Source organism: Lysobacterales bacterium (assembly GCA_016703225.1).
GTDB lineage: Bacteria > Pseudomonadota > Gammaproteobacteria > Xanthomonadales > Ahniellaceae > JADKHK01.
This window is the reverse complement of record JADJCM010000009.1, coordinates 1-25,116: the sequence shown is the minus strand read 5'-3', so window position 1 is coordinate 25,116 and position 25,116 is coordinate 1. Positions and strand designations below refer to the sequence as shown.

26 protein-coding genes and 5 pseudogenes are annotated in these 25,116 nt (G+C 65.0%); 12 read left to right on the top strand and 19 right to left on the bottom strand.

The window, feature by feature from the left end; translation table 11 throughout:
• From IPG63_18490 to IPG63_18430, 13 genes and pseudogenes are all read right to left on the bottom strand, one after another.
• A partial coding sequence (locus tag IPG63_18490; protein MBK6729150.1) for a PDZ domain-containing protein occupies positions 1-848 on the bottom strand: 848 nt, incomplete at its 3' end.
• A gap of 23 nt (positions 849-871) precedes the next feature.
• Positions 872-1,444, bottom strand: a complete 573-nt coding sequence (locus IPG63_18485) for a hypothetical protein (GenBank protein MBK6729149.1) — start codon at positions 1,442-1,444, stop codon at positions 872-874.
• Positions 1,437-1,923: pseudogene (locus tag IPG63_18480) on the bottom strand (sigma-70 family RNA polymerase sigma factor). The gene IPG63_18485 and the pseudogene IPG63_18480 overlap by 8 nt, the downstream one beginning before the upstream one ends.
• Before the next feature lie 156 nt (positions 1,924-2,079).
• Positions 2,080-2,892 (bottom strand): hypothetical protein, encoded by an 813-nt coding sequence (locus IPG63_18475; protein ID MBK6729148.1) that lies wholly within the window; start codon positions 2,890-2,892, stop codon positions 2,080-2,082.
• A 252-nt stretch (positions 2,893-3,144) separates the two neighbouring features.
• On the bottom strand, positions 3,145-3,696 hold the full coding sequence (locus tag IPG63_18470) for a hypothetical protein (protein ID MBK6729147.1): 552 nt from the start codon (positions 3,694-3,696) through the stop codon (positions 3,145-3,147).
• Complete coding sequence (locus IPG63_18465; GenBank protein MBK6729146.1) at positions 3,641-3,994, bottom strand: hypothetical protein; 354 nt, start codon at positions 3,992-3,994, stop codon at positions 3,641-3,643. The genes IPG63_18470 and IPG63_18465 overlap by 56 nt, the downstream gene beginning before the upstream one ends.
• A complete protein-coding gene (locus IPG63_18460) occupies positions 3,991-6,285 on the bottom strand; it encodes a hypothetical protein (protein MBK6729145.1) in 2,295 nt (764 codons plus the stop codon). The genes IPG63_18465 and IPG63_18460 overlap by 4 nt, the downstream gene beginning before the upstream one ends.
• Before the next feature lie 153 nt (positions 6,286-6,438).
• Positions 6,439-6,792, bottom strand: a complete 354-nt coding sequence (locus IPG63_18455; protein ID MBK6729144.1) for a hypothetical protein — start codon at positions 6,790-6,792, stop codon at positions 6,439-6,441.
• 341 nt (positions 6,793-7,133) lie between these two features.
• Positions 7,134-7,427 carry a hypothetical protein gene (locus IPG63_18450; protein ID MBK6729143.1) on the bottom strand — a complete coding sequence of 98 codons (294 nt, stop codon included), beginning with the start codon at positions 7,425-7,427 and terminating at the stop codon, positions 7,134-7,136.
• A gap of 59 nt (positions 7,428-7,486) precedes the next feature.
• Entirely contained in the window at positions 7,487-7,804 is a 318-nt protein-coding gene (locus IPG63_18445; GenBank protein ID MBK6729142.1) for a sporulation protein, read from the bottom strand.
• Positions 7,801-8,430: an RHS repeat-associated core domain-containing protein gene (locus IPG63_18440; GenBank protein ID MBK6729141.1), complete on the bottom strand. Its 630-nt coding sequence runs from the start codon at positions 8,428-8,430 to the stop codon at positions 7,801-7,803. The genes IPG63_18445 and IPG63_18440 overlap by 4 nt, the downstream gene beginning before the upstream one ends.
• 375 nt (positions 8,431-8,805) lie before the next feature.
• Positions 8,806-9,402 (bottom strand): hypothetical protein, encoded by a 597-nt coding sequence (locus tag IPG63_18435; protein MBK6729140.1) that lies wholly within the window; start codon positions 9,400-9,402, stop codon positions 8,806-8,808.
• A gap of 531 nt (positions 9,403-9,933) precedes the next feature.
• A complete protein-coding gene (locus IPG63_18430) occupies positions 9,934-10,398 on the bottom strand; it encodes an RHS repeat protein (protein ID MBK6729139.1) in 465 nt (154 codons plus the stop codon).
• Between the two features lie 2,565 nt (positions 10,399-12,963).
• Between IPG63_18430 and IPG63_18425 the strand changes: the two are divergent.
• From IPG63_18425 to IPG63_18410, 4 genes and pseudogenes are all read left to right on the top strand, one after another.
• Positions 12,964-13,539: pseudogene (locus IPG63_18425) on the top strand (serine/threonine protein kinase).
• 812 nt (positions 13,540-14,351) lie between these two features.
• A complete protein-coding gene (locus IPG63_18420) occupies positions 14,352-15,167 on the top strand; it encodes a hypothetical protein (protein ID MBK6729138.1) in 816 nt (271 codons plus the stop codon).
• Positions 15,143-15,718, top strand: coding sequence for a hypothetical protein (locus tag IPG63_18415; protein MBK6729137.1), 576 nt, complete (start codon positions 15,143-15,145; stop codon positions 15,716-15,718). Before IPG63_18420 ends, IPG63_18415 begins: the two co-directional genes overlap by 25 nt.
• 66 nt (positions 15,719-15,784) lie before the next feature.
• A complete protein-coding gene (locus IPG63_18410; protein MBK6729136.1) occupies positions 15,785-16,627 on the top strand; it encodes a hypothetical protein in 843 nt (280 codons plus the stop codon).
• Positions 16,628-16,684: 57 nt separating this feature from the next.
• Here IPG63_18410 and IPG63_18405 read toward each other — a convergent pair whose 3' ends face one another.
• Together IPG63_18405 and IPG63_18400 are read right to left on the bottom strand one after the other, a co-directional pair.
• A complete protein-coding gene (locus IPG63_18405) occupies positions 16,685-17,647 on the bottom strand; it encodes an outer membrane protein transport protein (protein ID MBK6729135.1) in 963 nt (320 codons plus the stop codon).
• Positions 17,644-17,955 carry a hypothetical protein gene (locus tag IPG63_18400; GenBank protein MBK6729134.1) on the bottom strand — a complete coding sequence of 104 codons (312 nt, stop codon included), beginning with the start codon at positions 17,953-17,955 and terminating at the stop codon, positions 17,644-17,646. Before IPG63_18400 ends, IPG63_18405 begins: the two co-directional genes overlap by 4 nt.
• A 196-nt stretch (positions 17,956-18,151) precedes the next feature.
• On the opposite strand from IPG63_18400, the pseudogene IPG63_18395 reads away from it, so the two are divergent.
• The 8 genes and pseudogenes from IPG63_18395 to IPG63_18360 all read left to right on the top strand — a co-directional run bounded on the left by IPG63_18395 (position 18,152) and on the right by IPG63_18360 (position 23,079).
• Positions 18,152-19,028: pseudogene (locus IPG63_18395) on the top strand (SPFH/Band 7/PHB domain protein).
• A gap of 1 nt (position 19,029) precedes the next feature.
• Positions 19,030-19,467 carry an NfeD family protein gene (locus tag IPG63_18390; protein MBK6729133.1) on the top strand — a complete coding sequence of 146 codons (438 nt, stop codon included), beginning with the start codon at positions 19,030-19,032 and terminating at the stop codon, positions 19,465-19,467.
• A 42-nt stretch (positions 19,468-19,509) separates the two neighbouring features.
• Positions 19,510-20,601, top strand: a pseudogene (gene gcvT / locus IPG63_18385) (glycine cleavage system aminomethyltransferase GcvT).
• 53 nt (positions 20,602-20,654) lie between these two features.
• Positions 20,655-21,051: pseudogene (gene gcvH, locus IPG63_18380) on the top strand (glycine cleavage system protein GcvH).
• Positions 21,052-21,551: 500 nt separating this feature from the next.
• On the top strand, positions 21,552-21,923 hold the full coding sequence (locus IPG63_18375) for a hypothetical protein (protein MBK6729132.1): 372 nt from the start codon (positions 21,552-21,554) through the stop codon (positions 21,921-21,923).
• Positions 21,924-22,113: 190 nt separating this feature from the next.
• Positions 22,114-22,338 carry a hypothetical protein gene (locus IPG63_18370; protein MBK6729131.1) on the top strand — a complete coding sequence of 75 codons (225 nt, stop codon included), beginning with the start codon at positions 22,114-22,116 and terminating at the stop codon, positions 22,336-22,338.
• A gap of 7 nt (positions 22,339-22,345) precedes the next feature.
• Complete coding sequence (locus IPG63_18365) at positions 22,346-22,921, top strand: hypothetical protein (GenBank protein MBK6729130.1); 576 nt, start codon at positions 22,346-22,348, stop codon at positions 22,919-22,921.
• Complete coding sequence (locus IPG63_18360; GenBank protein MBK6729129.1) at positions 22,882-23,079, top strand: energy transducer TonB; 198 nt, start codon at positions 22,882-22,884, stop codon at positions 23,077-23,079. Before IPG63_18365 ends, IPG63_18360 begins: the two co-directional genes overlap by 40 nt.
• Before the next feature lie 50 nt (positions 23,080-23,129).
• On the opposite strand, the gene IPG63_18355 is transcribed toward IPG63_18360, so the two are convergent.
• From IPG63_18355 to IPG63_18340, 4 genes are all read right to left on the bottom strand, one after another.
• Positions 23,130-23,438 carry a hypothetical protein gene (locus IPG63_18355; protein MBK6729128.1) on the bottom strand — a complete coding sequence of 103 codons (309 nt, stop codon included), beginning with the start codon at positions 23,436-23,438 and terminating at the stop codon, positions 23,130-23,132.
• A gap of 292 nt (positions 23,439-23,730) precedes the next feature.
• Entirely contained in the window at positions 23,731-23,970 is a 240-nt protein-coding gene (locus tag IPG63_18350) for a hypothetical protein (GenBank protein ID MBK6729127.1), read from the bottom strand.
• Positions 23,967-24,476 (bottom strand): serine hydrolase, encoded by a 510-nt coding sequence (locus IPG63_18345; GenBank protein MBK6729126.1) that lies wholly within the window; start codon positions 24,474-24,476, stop codon positions 23,967-23,969. Before IPG63_18345 ends, IPG63_18350 begins: the two co-directional genes overlap by 4 nt.
• Entirely contained in the window at positions 24,454-24,729 is a 276-nt protein-coding gene (locus IPG63_18340; protein MBK6729125.1) for a serine hydrolase, read from the bottom strand. Before IPG63_18340 ends, IPG63_18345 begins: the two co-directional genes overlap by 23 nt.
• Between the last annotated feature and the right edge of the window lie 387 nt (positions 24,730-25,116).

Below are 25,116 nucleotides of genomic sequence, written 5' to 3'. Positions count from 1 at the left end.
CGCATTGCGCCCGGCACGCTTTCGGCCGGCTGGCCGTCGATCACCTGGATCACGTCACCGGCCTTCAGCTGCGGCAGCTTGTCGCCCTCGTTCTCCAGCACCAGCACGCCAGCGCTGGCGCCGAAGTACTTGCCCAGTTCGGCATTGAGGCTGGTCAGGTTCAGGTCCAGTCCGCCGGCGATGAAGCGCAGGTGTTCGGGCATGGGGCCGGGTTCGCCGTGCTGCATCTGGCGCACGATCTTTTCGCCATCCTTCATGATGATCTGGATGTCGCGCTGGACGCGTCCCGGACCGCCATGCATGGGCGCGTGCGGGGCATGGCCCGGCGGCAGGTCGAGCATGCCCAGCCAATCGCCCGGCTCGCGTCGCTCGGCGACCATCTTCGCGTCCACCGTTTTGCCCTCGCGCTGGTAGCGCACCGTCACTTCGGTGCCGGCTTCGAGCGCGCCGATGTTGTCGCGCACCGCGTCCACCGCGGCCCGGCTCTTGCCGGTGGCCTTGCCGTTGATTGCGACAATCAGATCACCCGGCTTCAGGCCGGCCTTCGCGGCCGGACTGCCTGGAGTGACCGCGGCGATGCGTGCGCCGTTTTCATCCGGTTCCAGCACCACGCCGATCAGGGCGCGGCGCGGTTCGCCGGCGAACTCGAAGGCGAAGGCGCGCGGTCCGTGGTCGCCGAGCTGCATCGACAGTTCGGCGATGCGCCGCGTCAGTTCGCGAAGTTCGCCGCGGGCGGCGTCAAGTTCCTTGCGTGCATTGGCACGCTCGGTTTCGTTGGGTTCAGCGCAGAAGGCGGGGGTGCACGCGAGCATCAGTGCGGCGGCGAGCAGTGTGGGTTTGAGCTTCATCGGAATCTCCTTGCGGGTTGCGGTCAGTCGATGCGGTAGTCCGCGCGCTGCAGGTACGCGTCACCGTTGTCGGAAAGGGCGTCGAAGCGCGCGCTGGAGCGCGTCGCTGCGAGTCGGGTCATCAATTCCACGCGGCGCGACCACAAGGCTTCGGCCTCGTCGTCGCGGCTGGTGGCGTTCAATTGCAGATCGGTCAGTCCGATCAGGTTCTCGAGCTCGACGCTGGCCATCGCGCTGGCAGCGTCGATCGGCACGCTGCGCGCATCGAGCGCGGCCAGGATCGCGTCGAGCTGCTGCGATTGTTCGATCAGTTCGCGCGTGCTGGCGCTGGCTTCGCGCACGCCGACAGCGGGTTCCGGATGCAACACGCGCACGCCGACGATTGCGGCGAACAGGGTCGCGGCCAGTGCCAGCCACGCCGTGGCGACGCGGCGCGTCCCGAACGCCCGATCCGGCCGCGGTGTCGCCGGTGCCAACTCGCGGCTCAGCGCGGCGAAGCCGCCTGCACGCGGCGACCGCAGCGGCAGGGCGCGCAGCGCCGCTGCGAGCGCGTCGTCGTCGCGATCTGGTCCCGGGAGGAAACGATCATCAGGCATAAGCCACCTGCGCCTGCGGCGCGTCGTAGTAGTCGCGCAGCTTGCGCGTGCCGCGCGCGAGTTGCGATTTCGAGAAGCTCACCGACTTGCCGAAGCTGGTTGCGATCTCCTCGTGTGAATAGCCTTCGACGTGATACAGCCAGACCACGCTGCGGGTGATCTCCGGCAGCCTTGCGAGCGCGCGCTCGAGGTCGCGCTGATGTTCTGGCGAGACGGCCGCGTCATCGGCGGGCTCGGGCATCTCGTCGACGGTCTCGACCACGCCGCGCCGGCGCAGGCGCATCAGCGCCTCGTTCACCGCGATCTGGCGCAGCCAACCCCAGAACGGGGCGTCGCCGCGGAACTGCCCGAGCTTGCGGAACAGTTGCAGCATGGCGTCGTGCAGGATGTCCTCGGCCTCTTCGGCGTCGCCGAGCAGGCGCAGCGCCAGCGTACACCGGCCGCTCGAACAGACGGTAGATCTGCTCGAACGCACGCATATCGCCGCCGGCACCTCGTTCGATCAGGCTGGCGGGTACGTCGATGGCGAAATGGCTGCTCACGGAACCTAGGATGCGCCGGGGCCGGAAACGGTCGCAAGCGCAAAAAAAACGCCGCGGCCAGGCCGCGGCGTTTTTCGGGTGGAGCTGGAACGATCAGAGATCGGTCGCGATGGTGATCGAGAAGTACACGCGCTGGTCGGCGGTTTCCGCCCAGAAGGCCTCGGCTTCGCTGTCGCTGTCGGCCCAGCCGAGCGTGGTGCTCACCGGTCCGAACTCCTTGGACAGGGACACGCCGTAGTGCATGTAGTCGATGTCGTGGGCGCCGGTCCATTCACCTTCGTCGTTGAACTCCGGCCAGCCGCTGCCGACGCTGAAGTGACCGACTTCGCCATCGAGGGTCAGGTCCCACCAGGGCAGGCCGTAGCTGCCGGAGAGGCCGAAGTAGACGCCGTCATCGTCGAGGTTGAACACGTCATTGGTGTAGCCCACCGTCGCCGTGATCATCTCGTTGAAGGTGATCGAACCGACCAGTTCGTTGTAGTCGTAGTCGACGCCCTCGGCGGTGCCGGGATAGATGTAGCGGATCAGCTGGATGTCGCCGGCCAGGCTGTCGTTGAAGTCCCAGGCGTAGCCGATGTAGGTGTCGAGTTCGAGCTTGGCGTCGTCCTCGTCCATCCAGCCGGTGTCGTCAGGGGTGAAGTCGACGCTCGAACCCCAGACGCCGCCGTAGAGGCCGGACTCGTGTTCGAAGGCGAGCTCGCCCTGCAGCGCGAAGTCTTCCTGCGACTGCGAAACGCCGCGCCAGACGTAGTCGCTGGTCAGCGTCGCCGATGCGCTGAAGGTCAGCGGGCCCGAGCTCTCTCGCCTTCCTCGTCCTGCGCCATGACCGACAACGGCAGGGCGGCGAGCAGGGCCAGGGCAAACAGCGATTTCTTGTGCATGTGGAACCTCCGGTGGTTGGGGCAATGGCCGGGCGTCGCGTAACCGTCCTGCGACGCCCTGGCGCCGAGTGTAATCCGGTTTCGGCCCCGGCAATCACCCCCGCAATCGTCAACCTTGGCGCCCGCGGGGGTGGTGTCCATGCCGGCTACCCACACCGGCCCGAGTCGACGCCGATGCGCGAACTCGGCTGCCGGGCGCATGCGCGGTGCATGTTCTTCGATCTACGCACGGCCAACCAGAGCCCGCTCACTGCCGAAGTGACCCCGGAAACGCAGGTCAATTCCAACCGCGCCAGCTCTCGTCTTCTTGGTCAATTTCAGCGAGCACATGCATAGGCGCTGGTTGGCATCGTAGACGTAAGCGCCGCGTCGCGCTGACCGCAGGCGAAGTGCCGCTGCGCGTGATCGACTGCGGCTTGCCGTCGGCGTCGCGGTCGAACGTGATCATCATGCCCTCGGGCGCGCGAATGGCCAGCGGCAGCTCCTCGCTGGCCTCGTCATAGACCATGAAGTCGATTTCGGTCTGGAGGCCGCGGGAGTTGGTGATGCTCGCGGCGAAGTACCGATGCGCCGCTTCGGACTGCGTCCAACTGGCGTTTCCGCGCGTCGGCGCGCTCGCGCAGGCAAGCACGACGGCAGCGATCAGCGAGAGCAGGCGAACGAGCATGCAGTCAGTGTCGCGTGCAGCCGCGCGCCGGGGCAAGGCAAGATCTTGGTCGCCCCACCTTCCCGAAAAAGAAACTGCTAGCGGGAGGGCTGGCGGTTCGTGCGCTTCACTTGGACTGCATAGCCTCAAAGAAGTCATGTCCGCTGGCGCTTCGATCCTCATGTTCGGCTCTTGCGCGAAGACTGACAAGCGCTTCATCGACGATCCGATTGGCAGCATCGTCCGAGCCGGAGTACACGAAAACACTGGAAGCGGAGCTGATCGCGCCCACCGCGCGCTCGACTTCAGCGAAGAGATCATCCTCCATCCCCGAGTATGTGTAGTTGCTGACATCCTCGGAGCCATCGTCCGATTGCCTGCGGAAGTAAAAGCAGGTACCTGCAATCCTGGCGAAACCTTCTGATGGCCCATCGAAGTAATCCGTCGCGATGATCCGGTCGCCGATAGCGATAGTGCTCACTTGTCCCTCCCGAGTACTTCGTTGAACTTTTCTGCAACTGGTTTCGTTACCGGCTTCGGCAGCTCAATCGTCACGTGGTTTGGATCCGCGCGCGTCGGAGTCGGGTGAACATTGAAGCCAGCGGATTCAAGAGCACCGCATGTGGCGGAAGAGCACGGACCACTCGGCTTGGTGGTACTTCCGGAAACCCCGTGAATGCCGATATTGGATGCTTCTGCCTCCGATGCCTTGCGCTCAGGTCTCGTCGCCGTCTCTGCGCTATCACCACGGCGATAGATGACCGAGGCGTCACGCGCAGTATCAGCATTCTTGATGATCTTCCCCGCAATATCACCTGCGCCCGGAACCAGCCCAACTCCCGCACCGATGATGTTTGCTGCCGTGGGCGCGGCGACCGCTTCACCAATCGCGACGGCATCGCCAAGAAGCGGCGTGAAGGCAATGATTGTCATGCCAAGTGCCATGGCGCCCGGACCGAGCTGGGCAGAATCTATGTGATTCGGATCGCCCCACTGCGCATCGCATGTCACGCAGTCGACTTCTCGCCCATCCGGATCCGTAAACCTGTACGGGCTGAGCCCGCCGTAAGCGTACCGATTCCAGTTCCCCGCCGAGGTCGGGTTCACCGCTATCTCATCAGTCGAGACGAAAAACCCGAGTGGATCGAGGTAGCGTTGTTGGGCGTAGATCAGGCCGGTGCTGGTGTCGTATTGGTGGCCGGTGTAGCTGGGGGTGCCTTCGGGTGGGGTGGTGAGGGGGAGGCCGTAGGGTTCGTAGCGGGTGCGGGAGCCGGGGATTTCGGCGCCGCTGGCATTGGTCTCGACGACTGGACTGCCGAGGGCGTCGGTGTGGACGTAGCGGAAGGTGAGTGCGGCGGTGGCGTTGGGTGCGAAGGGGTCGGTGGTGACGAAGTCCGGCGACTGCGGTGTGTCCGGCGACTGCGGTGCGTCGGGTGCGCGGGTCTGGGTCTCGAAGCTGTCGGCGAACAGGGGCACGGCGAACGAGGCGGTGCTGATGCTCTCGCGCTTGGCGATCAGGCTGCCTTGCAGGTGGATGTAGTCGTAGGCCGTCGTCGTGAGCGTCTGCGCGGGTTCGTTCTTGTCGAAGTTGGCGTCCCACAGGTATTGCCCGGACTGGCTGTAGATCTGGTAGCGGAAGTCTCCGCCCGGCTTGATCGTCTTGATGCGACGGCCGTGGCCGTCGTAGCGGTAGGTCGATTCGAGCACGCTGTTGCGCTTGACCTCGGTCAGGCGGTGGGCGCGGTCGAAGGTGAAGGCGAGGTTGTTGCCGGTCTGGTTCTTCTGGACGATGTCGCCGCGCGGGTTGTGCACGAAGCCGAACAACTGCGTGCCGACGGCGTTGTTGATGCGCGTCAGGCGCTGCGTCGCCGGGTCGGTCACGTGGCGATGGTCGCGGCTGCCGACCTGGTACTTGGTCAGGTTGTCGAGTGCATCGAACTGCATCGACGCCGTGCCGAAGGTGCCGGCGGCAGTGACCGTCTCCAATCGATCGAGGTCGTCATAAGTCATCGTCTTGCTGTCGATGGCGCCGGACACGCCATCGGTGATCGCGGTCGGGTTGGCGTTGCGGTCGTAGCCGAAGGTGTAGTCGATGATCTTCGTCGCGCCGGACTGGTCCAGGCTGCGCAGCGGCAACTGGCGCGTGTTCTGGGTCAAGGTGTGGACGACGCCGTTGCCGTAGCTGAACTGCTGGAGCGCGCCGTTCGGCCAGTAGCTGATCGAGTGCGCATAGGTCTGCGACAGGTCGGACGTGCGCACCACCGTGGGCTGGCCGAGCGCGTTGGGCTGGTACTCGATGGTGTAGCCGTCGATGTACTTCAAGCGCTCGACGTGACCGAGCGGGTTGTAGCTCCACTCGGTGTAGGTGTTCTGCGGCAACGCGGTGTCGATCTTCAGCTGCTCGCGCGTAAGCAGTCGGCGCTTGTTGTAGGTGTAGCTCCAGGTCACTTCCTCGGCGCCGCTGCCGCGCGTGATCGACTGCAACGCACCATCCTCGAAGTAGGTTCTCGCCTCGTCGAGCGTGGTGTCGGGATAGTTGATCGCGGTCAGCCGATCGCGGTCGTCATAGCCGCGCACGATCTTGTCGGCAGCGGACACATTGGCCTGATTGCAGGTCGCCGCGTTGGTCAGCGCCGTGCCCGGTGCGCTCCAGTCGATCCGGTTCGCGCCGTCATAGGCGATGACCTCGGCACCGCGCTCGGGGTCGTGAACGAACGACGCTTGCACCGCAACCGGCGACAGCAACGCAATCGCCGCAAGCGCTGGAACCACTCGCTTAGCTGACCGAATTGTGCAAAATGCACGATCTCCGCTTCGACATTCGAAGCTCGCCTCGAGCCAAGGCAGTCTACCGCGAACAATTCTCACCAGTTCGGATCGCGTGCTTGAGACTTGCCTAAGCAGGCGTGTGTGGTCGTGAAGGCTTCAGAGCTCAACTTCTGGTCGGAAGGAAAGCTCGACTTCGCCGCCGTGAAAGGTTGGGAAGCGGAGCGTTTCGCCGAAGCCCAATTCGAAGGGCGCCGTGTCAGAGTTTCGACGTTCTTCCAGCGCAGGAACATCGTCGGCGACTGTCTGCGTGAACACGATCCGGTTCGTCCCGCCATCGCTTCGGAGTTCCGACCTTCGTCCCACTTCACTGTCGACGGTTACGTGACCACGCACGCGATTCGATGTGGCCGACTCAACCTGAACCGTGGTGCGTACTGTGACGATGCCGTGCCGGCACTCAGTGTGGGCAGCGTCACAAATCACAGCAACTGCCGGCGGCAGCACCGCCATCAAACGCTCCCTTGCTGTCATCCTGAGTTGCGCCGGGCCTTGGCTGAAGGTTGGAACGTGCTCTAGATCCATCCTAGGCGGATGGACTGAAACTACTGCATACAACGGCTGGCCCTCAGATTGGAGCGTCGCGCAAGCAGCCAGTGCGAGCATTGGAAGAGCAAGAAACGTAAGTCGACTCATGGTCCACCTCATCCGACCGTGGAAGATTCGAAATCGCTCCCGCACGAAATGCCGCCGGGACCTGCGCACGTCCTCGTGGCCTGTAACCCTTAGTCCGTGCCGACCGGAACAGCGTGAGTCGGATCTTGAGTCCTTCGTACTCTTCAAACCGGGCACCTTCAGCTCCCGGATGTCGGCTCTGTAATTCGGAATCCATCCGAGATGGATGCAATTTCAATGCTTCCTCCATCCGAAATAGTGAGCGAAGCCTCAATAGAACGAATCAGGCCATTTTTCGATCCATTGTGATCCACATCGGTCAACTCTACGCTGTAAGTCGCCGACTCCTGTTCAGTGCGGAACGACACCGATCGAGCGCTCTTTACAAAGTACCTCGCAACGTCTTCGTCCGACCATGGATTGAATGGAGACTGCAACGTCGAGTCGAATACGCAAATCTGTGAGTACGAAATGCAAAGACAGCTCTTTCAAGGTCCATCGCAATTAGTCCTCCACGACAATCTTGACTTTTTCACCATCGGGGCAAGGCCTCGGCAAGCATTGCCAATGCACGCCCTGCGCTCATGTTGTTGGAAGGATTGATTGCCTTCACGTCTGGCGCCAGCGCCGCTTCCGCGAACATCGCCGGAGGATATTCATCCAATTGCTTGCCGGCCACCTTGTCGACGCCGCCGATTGCTTCGGATCGGTTAGCGGCAGCGCCAGGCCGTGCAATCGTTAGCACGTCTGGCTTGCCTTGCGCGATTGCATCCTTGGCGTGCTCAGCCGCTTCACCGTGCTTTGATACGGATAACTTGATTTCTTTCGCATATTTATAGCCATCCTTCACGTCGCCGACACTTGCCGGGAGACTTTCACTTGCCATCGAAATCGAAGCGCCGAGTCGGTCGTGAACGGAAGTGCAGAGTTTGAAGCGACTGCGAAGTCTTCTACCAACCCCGCAGTCGTCTGCGCAATATCGCCGCCATTCTTGGCGAACTTGGCAAGCTTGGTCCAGATGCTGCGCCCATCCGGATCCGTAAACCTGTACGGGCTGAGGCCGCCATACGCATAGCGGTTGAAGTTTTCGGCGCTCTTGGTGTCGACGCTGGCTGGATCAGTCGAGAGGAAAAGCCCGAGTGGGTCGTAGTGGCGTTGTTGGGCGTAGATCAGGCCGGTGCTGGTGTCGTATTGGTGGCCGGTGTAGCTCGGGGTGCCTTCGGGTGGGGTGGTGAGGGGGAGGCCGTAGGGTTCGTAGCGGGTGCGGGAGCCGGGGATGAGGGTGCCGGTGGTGTCGGTTTCGGCGACGGGGCTGCCCAGCGCGTCGGTGTGGACGTAGCGGAAGGTGACAGCGGCGGTGGCGTTGGGGGCGAAGGGGTCGGTGATGACGAAGTCCGGCGACTGCGGTGCGTCCGGCGACTGCGGTGCATCGGGTGCGCGGGTCTGGGTCTCGAAGCTGTCGGCGAACAGGGGCACGGCGAACGAGGCGGTGCTGATGCTCTCGCGCTTGGCGATCAGGCTGCCTTGCAGGTGGATGTAGTCGAACGCGGTCTGCGTGAGCGTTTGCGCGGGTTCGTTCTTGTCGAACAGCGCGTCCCACAGGTATTGCCCGGACTGGCTGTAGATCTGGTAGCGGAAGTCCCCGCCCGGCTTGAACGTTTGGATGCGACGGCCGTGGCCGTCGTAGCGGTAGGTCGATGAGCACGCTGTTGCGCTTGACCTCGGTCAGGCGGTGGGCGCGGTCGAAGGTGAAGGCGAGGTTGTTGCCGGTCTGGTTCTTCTGGACGATGTCGCCGCGCGGGTTGTGCACGAAGCCGAACAACTGCGCGCCGACGGCGTTGTTGATGCGCGTCAGGCGCTGCGTCGCCGGGGTCGGTCACGTGGCGATGGTCGCGGCCGCCGACCTGGTACTTGGTCAGGTTGTCGAGCGCATCGGAACCGCATCGACGCCGTGCCGAAGGTGCCGGCGGCAGTGACCGTCTCCAATCGATCGAGGTCGTCATAAGTCATCGTCTTGCTGTCGATGGCGCCGGACACGCCATCGGTGATCGCGGTCGGGTTGGCGTTGCGGTCGTAGCCGAAGGTGTAGTCGATGATCGTGGTCGCGCCGGACTGGTCCAGGCTGCGCAGCGGCAGCTGGCGCGTGTTCTGGGTCAGGGTGTGGACGACGCCGTTGCCGTAGCTGAACTGCTGGAGCGCGCCGTTCGGCCAGTAGCTGATCGAGTGCGCGTAGGTCTGCGACAGGTCCGGCGTGCGCACGACCGTGGGCTGACCGAGCGCATTGGGCTGGTATTCGAGGATGTAGCCGTCGATGTACTTCAAGCGCGCGACGTGACCGAGCGGGTTGTAGCTCCACCGGTGGTAAGTGTTTTGCGGCAACGCGGTGTCGATCTTCAGCTGCTCGCGTTCCAGCAAACGGCGCTTGTTGTAGGTGTAGCTCCAGGTCACCTCTCTTGGCGCTGCTGCCGCGCGTGATCGACTGCAGCGCGCCATCCGCGAAGTAGGTTCTCGCCTCGTCGAGCGTGGTGTCGGGATAGTTGATCGCGGTCAGCCGATCGCGGTCGTCATAGCTGCGCACGATCTTGTCGGCAGCGGACACATTGGCTTGATTGCAGGTCGTCGCGTTGGTCAGCGTCGTGCCCGGCGCGGACCAGTCGATCCGGTTCGCGCCGTCATAGGCGATGACCTCGGCACCGCGTTCGGGCTCGATCACCTTGCACAGCCGCTGGTTCGCGTCATAGACGTAGCGCCGCGTCGCGCTGACCGCGGGCGAAGTGCCGCTGCGCGTGATCGACTTCGGCTTGCCGTAGGCGTCGCGGTCGAACGTGATCGTCATGCCCTCGGGCGCGCGAATGGCCAGCGGCAGTTCCTCACTGGCCTCGTCATAGACCATGAAGTCGATTTCGGTCTGGAGGCCGCGGGGGTTGGTGATGCGCTTGGTGTGGGCGTTGATGCCGCCGATGTAGTCGACCGTCGTGGTCAGCGGACCGTGCTCGGGCCCGGAATCGACGGTGGTCTGGTACAGGCGGCCGAGCTCGTCGAAGGCCTTGTGCGTGCCGAGGGTGATGGCGGTGTAGTCCGGCACCGACGCGAGCGGATAGGACGTGAACACCCCGCGGCCGTCGGCGTCGAATCTGTGCACCGTAAGCGGTCCGAGGTAGCGGCACTGACGTCGCGCTCGCGCACCAGGAGCGGTCGCCACAGCGCATCGAAGTACGTCTCCTTGGCGTAGTTGCCGGTGGTCACCGACTGCTTCCAGAGATTGCTCGGCAAGTTGAACGGCGAAGCGTCCTGCGGGGCGAAGCTGATCGTTGTATTCGCCCAGGCCACCGTGTCGCCGGCGGGATGCACGATGCGGGTGAGCCGGCCGAGATCGTCGTAGTCGTAGGTCGTGGCGTTGCCGAGTTCGTCGGTGTAGCTCCTGACCCAGCCTTCGTCCGACACCGTGCCGCTGATACTGCTGCCGTCGTGGTAGCTGACCGACTGCGGGATGCCGCGCTTGTAGTTGGCGTAGCTGGTCTCCTTGTTCGCCGCGTCCTTGCGGGTCGCGAGCAGTCCCTTCTGCAGCTCGCTGGTGTGATAGGTCCGCGTTTCTCGAGCCGACCGAAGACCGTCTTCGTCTCCAACAACTTCGTGTTCGAGCCCGGCACCTCGTCGTCATAGGTGTAGGACGCCTCGATCAATCCCGTCGCCGGGTTGGTCACAGTCAGCGGCAGGCCGAGCACCCAGTCGTCCACATAGTGCCGGTAGGTGATCGCCTCCTGCTTGTTCAGGCCGGTCGACGAGCTGCGCGTCACCGAGGTTGGTGAACCGTACTCGTCGAACGTGCTGCCGGTCCACGTCAGCGTCACCCCATTGACCAGTTCGACCTTCGATTCCTGCGGACGGAAGCGCGTTGCCGCATCCACGTCCTGGCGCTCCAGGATCGACGTGCCGATCGGGTCGGGATAAAGCTTGCCCGGCGTGCCTGGCACGGCATAGGTGAAGTTCGAGACGCTCTTCCAGTTGTTCAGTGCACCGACTTCGAGCTTGAGGAGCTTGCCTTCGTTGATGCCGAACTCGGTGCTGTAGGTGTGCCGCGAATACCGCAATTCCGGATCGCGGATGGTGACCGTCTTGGTCTTCGGCGAGCCCGTCGTGCAGATCGGGGCGTTATGCGGGTTCGTGGCACCTGGACGCCAACACGGCGTCGGGTCCGAGTAGGTGTAGTTCCAGGTCATCGGCTGCAAGCCCGGGCCGGTGATGGTCTTGGACTGGATCGACCAGACGTCATTCACCAGCGGATAGCGGTTCACCCAGCGCATGACGTCCGCGACGTGGAAGAGTTCGCCGCAATGGTTCGGGACATTGGTCCGCCCGTGCCGTGTGGGCTGGACCGTGAACGAGGCCGTTGCGCCGGAGGGATGGGTCATGGTGCCGGCCACGGCACCGCCGATCGGCAAGCTGGAACCATTGCACCGTGTCGATTCCTCCACCGGATATTGCATCTGGTTGTTGAACAGCGGCGCGAGCGCGAAGCTCCAGCCCTTGCCATCCGGTTGCCGCGCACTCAGCAACTGGTGGTCGGTGTAGGCGTAGATCCACGTGCGGGTGCCATGGGTCACCGTATGGATCCGGCGCGTACCGTCGTAGTAGGTAAACGTGATCGTGCGCCCGTCGTCGGCAACGATCGACAGCAGCTGTTCGGGAACGTCCGTGTTCCAGTTATATTCCACCTTGTGCCCGAAACGGTCGGTGACCAGCGTTGGGCGCAGCTCGGCGTACTCGCGCGAGCAGTGCGTTGAGGACGTGTTCGGATCGGGCCCGGCGCGCGCCCTGTGGCGGGCAACTCGGAATTCCGGGGCTTGCCAAGTCCGCGAGCAGGTCGCGTGAGCAGCCAGTCGAACCGATAGGTCGTGCCGTCCGGCGTCAGCGCCTCGAATCCCTGGCCGGCACCGTGCGCCACGTTCGGCACGCACCGGATCAGTGTTCGGCCCAGCGTGGTCAGCGGGTACGCATGACCGTCGCTTGGCACCGGTGACGCGGCGTTGCGTTGGAGCAACTCCTGCCCGCCCTGTCCCGGGAGGTACAGATGCACTCCGGAAAAGAACTCGTCCGCGGAGAACGAGCCATCGTCCGGATTGTTCGCGTCCGCACTCGGTGGCTGGCCGTAGTCGCTGCAACGCGCCGTCAGGCCGCCAGCATCCACCCACCCGTGCCTCTGCGAGAAAATCCCCTCGATCCTCGGCAGGTCCAGTTCCCAATCGCCGAACAAGCCGTACCCCGTACTCAACTCCTTCATCTCGGACACCGCGAGGAAACGGCGCGTCACGCTCACCGGCAACATGGAGTTTCCGGGAATGGAGACATCCGTCTGCACGGAACGACAACGCACCGCTGTAGGTGCTGATCGAATCCCCGAACAGGTCGGTGCCGAGCATCGACACCTGCTCGTTCGCCCGCATTAGCGTGGCCGTCTCCTGCTCCAGATTGCGCTCGGCCGCGAACGAGGCCTGAAGGGGAATGGCGCTGACCAACAGTGCCGCAAGCCCGCTCGGCCGCAGGCAAGAAAGCGCCAGTCGAACAAGGAGCAAGGGCGAAATGGCGACTCGGTTCATATGTGCGTCCTGCGGGTGCTGCTGGAAAGGGCTCGTTGCGTGGCCACAGGGTGAGGTCGATGCAGCGTGTCAAAAGGACGTGAACTCTATATGGCGTGACGGATTGGAACAAATTCAGCCAAGGCGGTTGGGGCGTCGAAGTGCGGCTGGCCCATCGCGCCGAACGGCTCGCAGGCGCCCGCGGGGCGATGTTATGATCCGGCGCGATCCCCACACGTGCCCCGATGAGCACCACGCCTGCCTTCAACATTCCCGGTTTCGAGCTGATCCGTGAACTCGGCGTGGGCGGGATGGCGACCGTGCACCTGGCGATCCAGAGCTCGCTTGAGCGCAAGGTCGCGATCAAGGTCATGCGGCGCAACATCGACGATGCCGAGAAGTTCGAGCGTCGCTTCCTGGTCGAGGGCGCACGCTGGCCAAGCTGCCGCACCGGAACATCGTCGCGGTCTACGACATCGTCAAGAGCGACGTCGCCACCTACATCTCGATGGAGTACCTGGAAGGCGGCACCCTGCACGAGAAGATGCGCAGCGGCCTGTCGCTGGCCGAGGCGGTGGCGATCGTGGTGCAGATTGCCGGGGCGCTGCAGTTCGCGCACGACCACGGCGTGATCCACCGCGACCTCAAGCCGGCGAACATCATGTTCCGCGACGAGCTGACGCCAGTGCTCACCGACTTCGGCATCGCCAAGCAGCAGGACGCTTCAGCCACCCGCCTGACCCAGACCGGCATGCTGGTCGGCACCCCGACCTACATGAGTCCGGAGCAGATCAACGGGCTCGATGTCGATGGCCGCTCCGACCTGTACAGCCTCGGCGTGATGTTCTACGAGCTGCTGACCGGGCGCGCGCCATTCCAGGGTGAAACGCCGATCGCGGTGTTGATGGCGCACCTGACCAGCCCGCCGCCGCCGCTGCCGCCACAGTTCCGTGAGTTCCAGGGGATCCTCGACCGCATGCTGGCGAAGAATCGCGACGAGCGCTTCGCCAATCTGAAGGAGTTCACCAAGTCGCTGAAGGCGATCGTGGTCAACAACGATCGGCTGTGGGAGCGATTGCAGGCTGACCCGAACCAGAGTTCGTCGGAACAACTGCGCGCGCTCGGCTTCTCGGTGAGTTCGTCGACCGCGCTCGATCCGGTACAGCAGGGCTCGCCGTCGAAGCGCCAACTGCCGGCGCCGCGGGCGCTGCCCACGCATGTCGCGCGCACGCCCACGGCTTCCGGCGGAGTGACGCAGATCTCCAATCCGACCCTGCATCCGGCGGGCTCGCGGCATTCTGCCGGGCCACCGCGTCGCGGCGGAATCTGGCTGGGTGCCGGGGCGGTGATTGCAGTGCTGGTGGCGGTGCTGGCGTGGTGGGTCTTGCGTGCGCCGGGAGAGAAATCGACCCGGCGCATCCGCGGCGAAATCGATGCGCGCCTGGTCATCGTCGATCGCTACGTCGGCGAGGGCAAGCTGACGGTTGCGGCCGGTGCCGACAACGCCTTTGACACACCTCAAGGTGGTGCAGGAACGCGCCCTGATTATTCCGGCACCCGCAAACGTGTGCAGGCGCTGCTCGCGGCACTGAAAGCGGAAGCCAAGGCGCGCAGCGCGCGCGGCGAATTCCTCGACGCCGAAGGCGCGCTTGGATTCGCCGAGTCGCTGGCGCCCGAAGACGCCGAGATCGCGGCCCTGCGCACCAGCATCGCCGACGCGCGCGCCGGCAACGAACGCGCCACGCAGGCGCGCGAATTGCTGACCAAGGCCGAGGAGGCTGCAGCCGCGGGACGCGATCTCGGTGGGGGCAGTGCCTGGCCTTGCTGCGCCAGGCAGCGCAGTTGGCACCGGCTGATCCCGCTATCGGGGCAGCCCAGCAGAAACTGCTCGCGCGCCTGCTGGCACCGACCCGAGATGCACTTGCCGGCGGTGATCTGTCACGGGCGCAGTCGCTGCTCGATGGCTGCGCCGCGGCGCTCGGCAACGATCCGGCCTGGCGCAAGCTGCGGGATGACATCGCGGCGGCTCGCACCGTGGCCGAACGCAGCGCCCAGATCGCCGGGCTGCAGAACCAGTTCGACCTGCAACTGCGCGCGCGCCGCTACGCCGAGCCCTCCGGCGACAATGCGCTGGAGTCCCTCGCCGCGCTGCGCCAGCTGGATGCCGCAGCGGCCGCAACACGCAGCGCGACCTTGGCTGCCGCCCTGCTGGTCGATGCGCGTGCAGCCATGGCCAGAGGGGAGGCCTCGACCGCGCTGGCACAGGTCGAGCTGGCCCTGCGCGTGCAACCCGGTTCGACCGAAGCCGGCGCGCTCAAGCGCGAGATGGAAGGGCGCCTCAGTGCCGAACAGCGCCGTGTCGCCGGATTGCTCGGCCAGGCGCAGCAGGCGCTGGCCGAGCGCCGCATCTTCGCACCGCCGGGACAGAACGCCGCCGAGTCGCTGGCCGAATTGCTCAAGCTGGATCCGGATAATGCCGAGGGCATGCGCCTGCGCGATGGCTTGGCGCACAGCGCCGTTGAAGCGGCGCGCGCACTGGCCGGGAGCAAAAGATCGAGGCAGCACTCGAGCTGGCGAACCAGGCACGCCAGCGCTATCCGGAGGATGCCGAGGTGTATGCGCTGGTCGCACAGTTGAAGCGCCAGCAGGCTGCGGATGCGGCAGCGGTGGCGCGTCGCCAGAAACTGGAGAGCGTGCTGGCCGCAGCCGCGCAGCGACCGCTGGACCTGGTGACCTTCCAGGCCGCGCTCACCGACACCGCGATCTTGCTGAAGGCCAACGTGCGCGATGTCGACGCCCAGACTGCACGGCAACGACTGCTTGATGCCCTGCGCGAATCGGCCGAAGGCGCGGCGGACACGGCATCGCTCGATCAGGTCGAGGCATTGTTCCAACGCTATCGCAAGGCATTTGCCGACGACGCGGTGGCGGTTGCGGCGACTTTCCAGAGCGCGCGTAGCCGGCTCGCCGAGGAGTCCCGTGTGCGTCTCGCCGCCAGCGCCGGCGACCTGGTGTTGCTGGCGTTGCCGTGGGGCGAAGTCGACTCGGTGACCGACGTGCAGCGCAAGATCGCGGTCGAGTTGCCGGATGACCGGGTGACGCCGCTGCACCTGCGTGTGCCGGCCGGGGTGTATCGCATCACCTTCAAGCATCCTCCGGTGCGCGCAGCAGTGCGCAGGCGACGGTGAAGGCGAAGACGGAAACCCTGAGCTCGGCTGCGTTCGCGGCGCTGGATGAGAAGGAGTACGTGCGCCGTGCCGGTCTGTGAGCGCCGCCTTGCCGTACTGATCGTCGCCGCGTTGCTCGCGCCGGCGGTCGCGTCGGCGGACTACAAGGCCTATGCGCGCGGTCAGGAAGCCGCCGAGAAGCAGGACTGGGGCGCGGTCGAGACGGCGATGCAGGAAGCGCTCGCCGGCAATCCGACGCCGAAAGTGCGGGTGAAGCTCTACGGCCAGCGTTTCGCGCCTTATGTGCCGCACTACTACCTCGGGCTTGCCGCCTACAAACAGAACGACTGTGCCGGCGCGATGCGCTGGTTCGGCGATGCGGCAGCGGCGGCGGTGATCGCGCAGTTGACCGAGTTCAAGGGCGTGGCCGACACCGCGCGCGGCGACTGCAGCGCGAAGCTGGCGCTCGCTACGCCAAGCAAACCACCGCCGACAGCAACGACCGCAGCCGCGCCGAATGCCGCCGGTGTAACCACCCCGGCGCCCGTAAAGCCGGCCGCCACGACCACGCCAGCGCCGCCGTTGGTGCCGACGAAACCGCAACCGGGTGCGACCACAGCGACCACTGCGACTCCCGCCACGGTGCCGGCGGCGCTGCAGAACGCGCTGCAACAGTGGCTGGGCGGACGCTATCGCAATGTCGTCTCGGCTTCGCTGGCCGGCGTCCAGGGCAAGGCGCTCGCGCACCTGCATCTGTTGCGCGCGGCGTCCTCGCATGCCCTGTCCGAGATCGAGGTCGCGAATGCCGCAGCGCATCGCAGCCGCGCCGAGCAGGAGATCCGCAGTGCACGCGCCGCGCAGCCATCGATCGCGCTGGACGCCGGTTTCTACTCGCCGCGCTTCCGCGCCTTCTTCAGCAGCGTGCGCTAGAACGACGACGCCGCGCAGGTGCGCGGCGTCGTGGTGCAGCGGGCAGGGCTTGAACGATCAGAAGCGCAACACGCCGGAGAGCGAGAAAGTCTCGTTGCGCTCGGACGCGTCGAAGGCAGCGTCGAGCTGGAACTTCTCGAATGCCCAGCCGAATCCGACCGACGTGTGCAGCTCGTCGTCGCCGTGCGAGAACAGCACGGCATTGGCGACGGCATCGCCGAATTCGTCGTTCGGCACGCCATTGAAACGGATCGTGTGTTCCGGGTCGCGCCAGACGCCGGCACGCAGCGATAGCGGCACTTCCATTTCGGTAAAGGTGTACTCCATGCCGAGGCGCACTTCGTAGTCGTCCTTGGTGAGCAGCGGGTCGATCGCCGCGCGACCCGCAGCAGTGTCATCGTTGAGGTTGAAGTTCGAGACCATGTCGTCGGTCAGTTGCGAGTACTGCACATGCGACACGTCCAGCGCCAGCGTCAGGGCATCGGACGGGCGATAGACCAGCCCGAGGCCGAGCAGGTCCGGGGTGTCCAGGTAGGCCTGCTTGTCCAGGCGCGTGAAGGTCTGGGTGCCGGGAACGATGCTCGCGGTGTACTTGAACTTCGGTGCGCGCCGGAACACCAGGCCCGCCTGCCACTGGTCGTTGATGTGGTATTGGGCACCGAGACCGAAGCCGAATGCGCCGTCGTCGCCCCGCTGCTGGGTCGAGAAGCGCACCAGCGTGTCGGCGACGGTCGTGAAGCGGCGCGTGTTGGAGTCGAGGTCCATCTGGTAGGCGTTCAAACTGGCACCAAACGACCACTTGTCGCCGAGCTTGAACGCGCCGGACAGTCCGTAGCTGTAGACCGACACGTCGATCGCGGCATCGAAGGGATAGATCGAGCCGATGCCCTCGGTACGGAACGCGGTCTGGTAGTTCAGGAACTCGTGGCGGTAGAACGCAATCGCCCAGTCTTCGCGCGGCAGCACGGCGGACAGGAAGGACAGGCCACGGGCGTCGCTGTCGGCCTCGCGGTAGTTCACGCCGGCGGTGCTGAACGGGTCGGCGGTAAACGAGCCGCTGTGCGCGTATTCGGTGCTGAAGTCGTTGGCGCGGAACCCATCGAAACCTCGGGCGACGCGAGCTGGACCAGCCTGGCCGGGTTCGAAAATGCGGCGGTGGCGTCGTCGGCCAGGCCGATGAAGGCGCCGCCCATCGCCAGCGAGCGTGCGCCCGGAGCCGAGAAGTTGAACTGGAGCGAGGCGTTGCCTTCTTCGTCGGTGACTGCGAAGGCGCTGGAGGCAGCGGCCAGCAGCGCGACGCCGATGGCTAGGGGGAGCAGCTTCTTCATCGTGGTTTCTCCTCTCGTTCGGGATAGGAAGGATCGCTCGGGGCGAGCGCGCTCAGTTTAACGCTTTCTTGACTCCGCGCGGCGCGTTGCGGAACTCCCATACTGCGGGCCCCGCCACCTGGAGGTCGCCACGCTCGAGCCGATTGTCCTGTTCCTGCTTGCCTTCATCATCTTCACCCTGTGGAAGGGCGTGGTCATGGTGCCGCAAGGCTTCGAGTTCACCATTGAGCGCTTCCGCAAATACACGCACACGCAGACGCCCGGCATCGGCATCATCATCCCCTACGTGTTCAATGTCGGGCGCAAGATCAACATGATGGAACAGGTGCTCGACGTGCCGTCGCAGGAAGTGATCACCAGGGACAACGCCGTGGTCAAAGTTGATGGCGTTGTCTTCTATCAGGCGCCTGATGCTGCCAAGGCTGCCTACGAGGTCTCGAACCCGAGCAGGCGATCATCGCGCTGGTGATGACCAACATCCGCACCGCGATCGGCCTGATGGATCTGGACGAGTCGTTGTCCAAGCGCGACGAGATCAACACCAAGCTGCTGCGCGTGGTCGATGAAGCCACCCATCCCTGGGGCCTCGAAGGTCAATCGCATCGAACTCAGGGACATCCAGCCGCCGCGTGACCTGGTCGATTTGATGGCACGGCAGATGAAGGCTGAGCGCGAGAAGCGTGCGCAGATCCTGGAAGCGGAGGGCCTGCGCCAGTCGGAGATCCTGCGCGCCGAGGGCGAGAAGCAGTCGGCGGTGCTGGAAGCCGAAGGTCGCCGCGAGGCGGCGTTCAGGGACGCCGAGGCACGTGAGCGCCTGGCCGAGGCCGAGGCCAAGGCGACGATGATGGTGTCGCAGGCGATCGAGCGCGGCGACGCAGGCGATCAACTATTTCATCGCGCAGAAGTACGTCGAGGCGCTCAAGGCGCTGGCCACCTCGCCGAACCAGAAAGTGCTGATGATGCCGCTCGAGACCACCGGACTGCTTGGCTCGATCGCCGGCATCGCCGAGTTGTCGAAGGGCGCACTCGACAAGGCGGCCACGGTCAAGCCGCCGAAGATTCCGGGAGCCTGAAATGGGACAGCTGGTCTACACTTGGTGGGCAATCGCGCTGGCGCTGCTGGCGCTGGAGACAATCATTCCCGGCGCCAGCATTCTCTGGTTCGGGATCGCGGCATTCGTGGTCGGTGCGGTGGTCTGGTTGTTTCCGGAGTTGCCTCTACTCGGGCAGGTGGTGATCTTCGGCATCTGTTCGATCGCATCGGTGGCGGTGTACTGGAAGTGGTTTCGCAGCCACGAAGTTCTGAGTGACCAGCCATTGCTGAACCGCAAGGCTGACCGTCTGGTTGGACGCGAGTTCGTGCTCGATGCGCCGATCCAGTTCGGCCGCGGCAAGCTCAAGATCGGCGATGCGCTGTGGACGGTCGAGGGGCCGGACCTGGCGTCTGGAACGCGCGTTCGAGTCTGTCGAACTGATGGCTTGAACCTCACCGTCGAGAAAATGGACAGCTGAGTCGGTTATGCTCCGCGCCCTTGATCCCGGCGCGGAGTTTTCATGTTGAACCAGACCATCCTCAATGCCACGCACCGCGCCCAGGGCGCGCGCATGGTCGATTTTGGCGGATGGGACATGCCGCTGAACTACGGTTCGCAGATCGACGAACACCACGTCGTGCGCCGTGACGCCGGCATGTTCGATGTTTCTGCACATGACCATCGTCGATGTCCGCGGCGCGCGCGCGCGAGTTCCTGCGGCATCTGCTCGCCAACAACGTGGACAAGCTCAAGGCCTCGGGCAAGGCGCTGTACAGCTGCATGCTGAACGAGTCCGGCGGCGTCATCGATGACCTGATCGTGTACTTCCTAGACGAGTCGTTTTTCCGCATCGTGGTCAACGCGTCTACGCGCGACAAGGATCTGGACTGGATCGCGCGCCAGGGTAGCGGTTTCGGCGTGACCCTCGCCGAGCGCCGTGACTACGCGATGATCGCGGTGCAGGGACCGACTGCGCGCTCGCGCGTGCATGGTCTGCTATCGGCGGATGGTTCGGCGCGCGCCGGCAAGCTCGGCAAGTTCGTGGGCGCCGAGATCGACGGCATGTTCGTGGCGCGCACCGGTTACACCGGTGAGGACGGCTACGAAATCATGGTGCCGGAGCTGGAAGCGGCCGCATTCTGGAATCGTCTGGTCAACGCCGGGGTGAAACCGTGCGGGCTCGGTGCACGTGACACCTTGCGTCTGGAAGCCGGCATGAATCTCTACGGTCAGGACATGGACGAGACGGTATCGCCATGGGAAGCGGCGTTGGCCTGGACGATCGCGCTCGATCCTGCGGAGCGCGACTTCATCGGTCGCGCCGCGCTGGTCGCGCAGAAGAGTGGCGGCGTCGCGCGCGAAATGATCGGCCTGGTGCTCGACGACAAGGGCGTGCTGCGTCACGGGCAGCGCGTGATCACCGAACGTGGCGACGGCGAGATCCTGAGTGGTTCGTTCTCGCCGACGCTGGCTGGTCGATCGCGCTGGCGCGCGTGCCTGCCGGCGCTGCGGCGGGCGCGCTCGCCGTCGACATTCGCGGCAAGGCGCGCTGCCGGTACGTGCGGTGAAGTTTCCGTTCGTGCGCGACGGCAAGCCCTGCGACGGCATCTGATTCCGTCTGCAACACCACTACTATCCGCCATCAGCCACCACGAGGACCGAGTCATGAGCGAAATTCCAGGCGATCTGAAATTCCTGAAGAGCCACGAGTGGGCGCGTATCGAAGACAACGGGCATATCACCGGGGGCATTTCCGATCACGCCCAGGCGGCGCTCGGGGACCTCGTCTATGTCGAACTGCTGGGAGTCGGTGACCAGCCGCAGGCCGGAAATGGCGCCGCAGTGGTCGAGTCGGTGAAGGCCGCATCCGATGTCTGCAGCCCGGTGATCGGGCACCGTCGTCGCGGTCAACGAGAAGCTCGCCGACGCGCCGGAAACGATCAACGGCGACGCCTATGGCGAAGGCTGGCTGTTCGTGGTGGAGGCGGCGGATCGCAGCGAGCTCGATGCGCTGCTCGGTCCCGACGACTATGCCGAGATGATCGAAAACGAAGAGCACTGAGCGGCAACGTCGTGCGATGGAAAGACCGGTTGCTCGCGCGACCGGTTTTTTTTTGCCGGTCGCGCAGCGCGCGGCGTGCGAGTGATCGAGCGATGCGCGACGTGTTCGCAGTCGAACTCGCGAGCACCATTCGCGGCGAATCGAACTGGTCGCGTTGTCGACGAGTTTGCGCATCGTGATCGCGCGCTCACAAAACGTGTTGACAGTCAACGCGTGTGCAATCAGTTTTGCCGCAGCGTGACAAGCATGCTTCGGAAATGAGTGGCGAAAAATTCATCGAGATGGCGACCGCAACGAACTCCTCGCAGATGTCGCGATCGATCCTCCGCCTCTCCCGCATGCAATCCATTTCCCGCGATCACGACGCAACCCAACTGATGCTCCCGACGACGCGTCGTGTCGTTCCTTCCACCCGTGTGTGCGTGTCGGCAGTCCGCGCACGCGGCGCTTGATCGGTTTTCAACCGGGCGACCACTGCCAAAACCAAGAGGAGCACTACAATGAAAGCAGCAACTACCAAGAAGAAAGTCGGCACGGTGAAAGCCGCCGCCAAACCTGCAGCGAAGAAAGCCGCCGCCAAGAAGCCGGCAGCGAAGAAGGCTCCGGCCAAGAAGGCCGCTGCCAAGAAGGCTCCGGCGAAGAAGGCCGCGCTAGAAAGCCCCAGCCAAGAAAGCTGCGAAGAAAGCTCCGGCCAAGAAGGCCGCTGCGAAGAAGTAACTTCAAGCTGTAACGCTTTATCCGGGTCAGACCATCGCACGACCGCCCGGCGTGCGATGGTCACTTTGGCCCCGAAGGCTTCCGGAGCCGCCAGGCTTCCGATGACGCGGCCGTCGCCGCAGACTCCTGAAAACATCCTTGCAATGGTTCGGTAGCCAGCCGGACTGCATGCCGCTGGCGTTTCCGCGGCTCAGGGCTTGCTGTAAGGTGTGCGTAACGGCGCGCGGCCGTGTTGTTCGCGTGAACGTCCGCGCGAATTGCGGTACAAACCGCATCGTGACCACGGTCACGGCTGTCCCTGCTGCAGCGGCGCGCAGTCTGACCACGAATCAACGAGGACGTGAAATGCCGAACGAGATCCGTACACCCCGCGTCAACAACTGGATGGGCGTTGCCGCCCTGGGCATGGCTTGCGTGCTGGCGATATCGGCTTGTGGCAAGAAGGAAGAGGCGGCTGCCGGGCGCCCGGTGCGCAACCCGCAGCCGGCGTTTCGCCGCAGTGGTCAAGCCGGCGGCGCCCGAGATCACCGTCCCGGAATTGCTCGGCTCCGCAACGCGCGCAGTCAATGAGGAGCGGTTGGCGGCGCCGGCCGGCAACAATGCCATCGAGTTCTGCCTGCAGGTGCTGACCAAGGACGCGAACAATGTCAGTGCGACCCAGGCGCTGGTCGATCTGTTTCCGCTGGCAGCCGGAAATGCGGAGCGCGAGATCGTCAACCGCAACCTGCCCGAAGCGGCACGTATCGTCGGGTTGCTGGATCAGGCGAGCCCGGGTTCGTACACGGTGTCGACGCTGAAGTCGAAGCTCAATGCGGCGCGCACGCAGATGCAGCGCGAAGAGGAACGCCGTTTGGCCCAGGAAGCAGCGGCCGAGCAGCAACGCGCGCAGGCGGCGGTGGCGGCCGCAGCGCCGGCGCCGACACCGACTCCGGCGCAGTTGGCACGACCGGCTGCGTCCGAACCGAAGCCGGTCGAGCTGAAGCCGGTGGAGCCCGCGCCGGTGGTAACCGCTCCGGCGCAGCCAGTGGCGCAGTCGCGTGATCCGGTGCTGGTGCGCCAGGTGCGGCCGGTGTATCCGGCGGCAGCCGCCGGCGGCGTCGCCAGGAGGGCTGGGTGGAAGTGTCCTTCACCGTGGCTGCGAGCGGCGACGTGACCGATGTAAACGTTTCACGCGCGCAACCGCGTGGCGTGTCTGACCGCGATGCGGTGCGCGCGGTGTCGCAGTGGAAGTACGAACCGGCGATGGAAAATGGCAAGCCGGTGTCGCGCACGCTCACGCGTCGCATCGAGTTCGCGCTGTCGGCCAAGTAGTCGGCGGGAGTCCGCTCGTGATTGCGGCGCCTGCGGGCGCCGCAGTCGTTTTATCGGTCGCGCAGCAGTTGCAGCAGCGCGCCGCGTTCACCGCGTGCGGTCGATTCGCCCAGGGTGGCGAGCGCGTTCAACAGGCGACGGCTGACATCGACGGGAAGCAGGTCGGGCAGCACGCCGGCGAGGTCGGTGGCGAGTGCGAGCGCCAATGCCGGTGTGTCGGCAGCGGCGCCGGTCACGGCCGACTGCAGCAGGGCCAGCGACTCGTTGAAGGCCTGGCGCGAGCGCAGGTGATGGCGGCGCAGGAACGGAAACGGGACGCGCAGTTCGAGTACATCGCGCGCAGCCAACGACTGAAGCATGCGCTTGTGCCAACGGCGCGACTTTCCCGCAGTAGCACCGCCGCCGCCTGCAGTGACTGGATTCGGCCGGCGCAGCGAGCAGCCTGGCGGCCTCGGCCAGCACCGGGTGCGCAATGGGAAGGGCGTCGTCAGACTGCAACTGCGACCCCTGGATGCGGACGCGTCCCGCCAGCATCAGGTCCACCAGCACCAGGCCGGCGATCGCCTGCGGGCAGGCGCCGCGCATCGCACGAGACGCGCTCGCGCCCGCGCCCGGATCGAGCACGAAACAGACAGAGGCGTTCGGCCAGGATCATGGCGATGCGCCGTCAGGGGTTGGCGACGCGTTTGCGCCGCCGCTGGACGCGGCGTCAGTCGATCGAGTTGCAGCCAGTCGCGCGCCGGCAATTCGAGCTCGCGGTCGATCAGGTGGGCAGCAGTCCGCAGGCACCGCGGACCCGCTGTTCCAGAGCAGCGCCACGCCGAAGTCGTGGTCGGGCAGCATCGCCAGGGCGGCGCGATAGCCCTGCACTGCACCGGCGTGGAAAATCATGCGATGGCCGCTGTAGTCGAACACGCGCCAGCCCAGCGTAGGAAGCCGTGCGCACGCGTTGCCGACGCCACGGTGAACCGAGCACTTCGCCCGGGGTGTCGATCTGCGGCGCATGCAGGGTGTCGAGCAGTTCGCGGTCGAGCACCTCGGGTGCGTGGCCGAGGTGCGCCAGCATCCACTGCCCGAGATCGCGCGCACTGGCATTGACGCCGGCTGCGGGCGGAATGCGGTAGTAGGTGAGCTTTCGATAGACCGACCGCCAGCGCCCGCTGCGTTTCACATGCGGCCGCGCCCAGTCGCCGCTGGACTCGAGTGCGTCGCGCCCATAGGTGGCGGTTTCCATGCCGAGCGGGATGGAAGATGCGCTTCTCGACCTGGTGCGTGAAGAAGTCGCCGGTGACCGCGAAGGTCACGTCGCCGATCAGGCTGAAAGCGATGTTCTGGTAGATGTAGCAGCTGCCGACCGAGCACACCGGCGTGACTTCATCCAGCTGTTCGACCAGCAATGGATATGGCGAGTCGGCTTCGGAGCGCGCGATCGAGGGTGTTGTGCGGCAGGCCGGAGCGATGGCTGAGCAAGTCGTCGATGGGCAGTCGGCCGGCACCTTCGATGTCTTTCAACAGCAGTGCCGGCACCAGGTCCTGGACGCGGTCTTCCCATTGTAGCGCACGCCTGTTCACCAGCAACGCCGTCAATGAGGCCGCGAACGACTTGAGCCAGCGAGAGGCGATGCGGAAGACGGTGTCGGGTCCGGCCACGACGCGCTTGCCCTGTTCGGAGATGCCGAGGCCGCGCAGCCGATGAGGCGCCATCGCGCACGACCACGGCGGCTAGCGCCGGTGTCTGCCCGGTACGCATCACGGCATCGCTGAGGCGCCTGAACTCAGCCACGATCGCAGCGTCTGCAACGCCATTGGCGGCGGCGCCGGTGTTGGCCGCAGACGCGGTGGCAGCGGCCATCAGGGCGAGTGCTGGCGGTCTGTGCGACGGATGCAAAGCTTCGTAAAACGCCCATGTTATGCCTCTCGTGTGACGCCGCGATTCAGCAAGCAGTCTGGTGCAATGCGGCCCGCTTCATCACAGGCGAGGGCAGGGCAATGATGGGTTTGTTGATCCTTTTGGTGTTGGTGGCGGTGGTGGCCTTC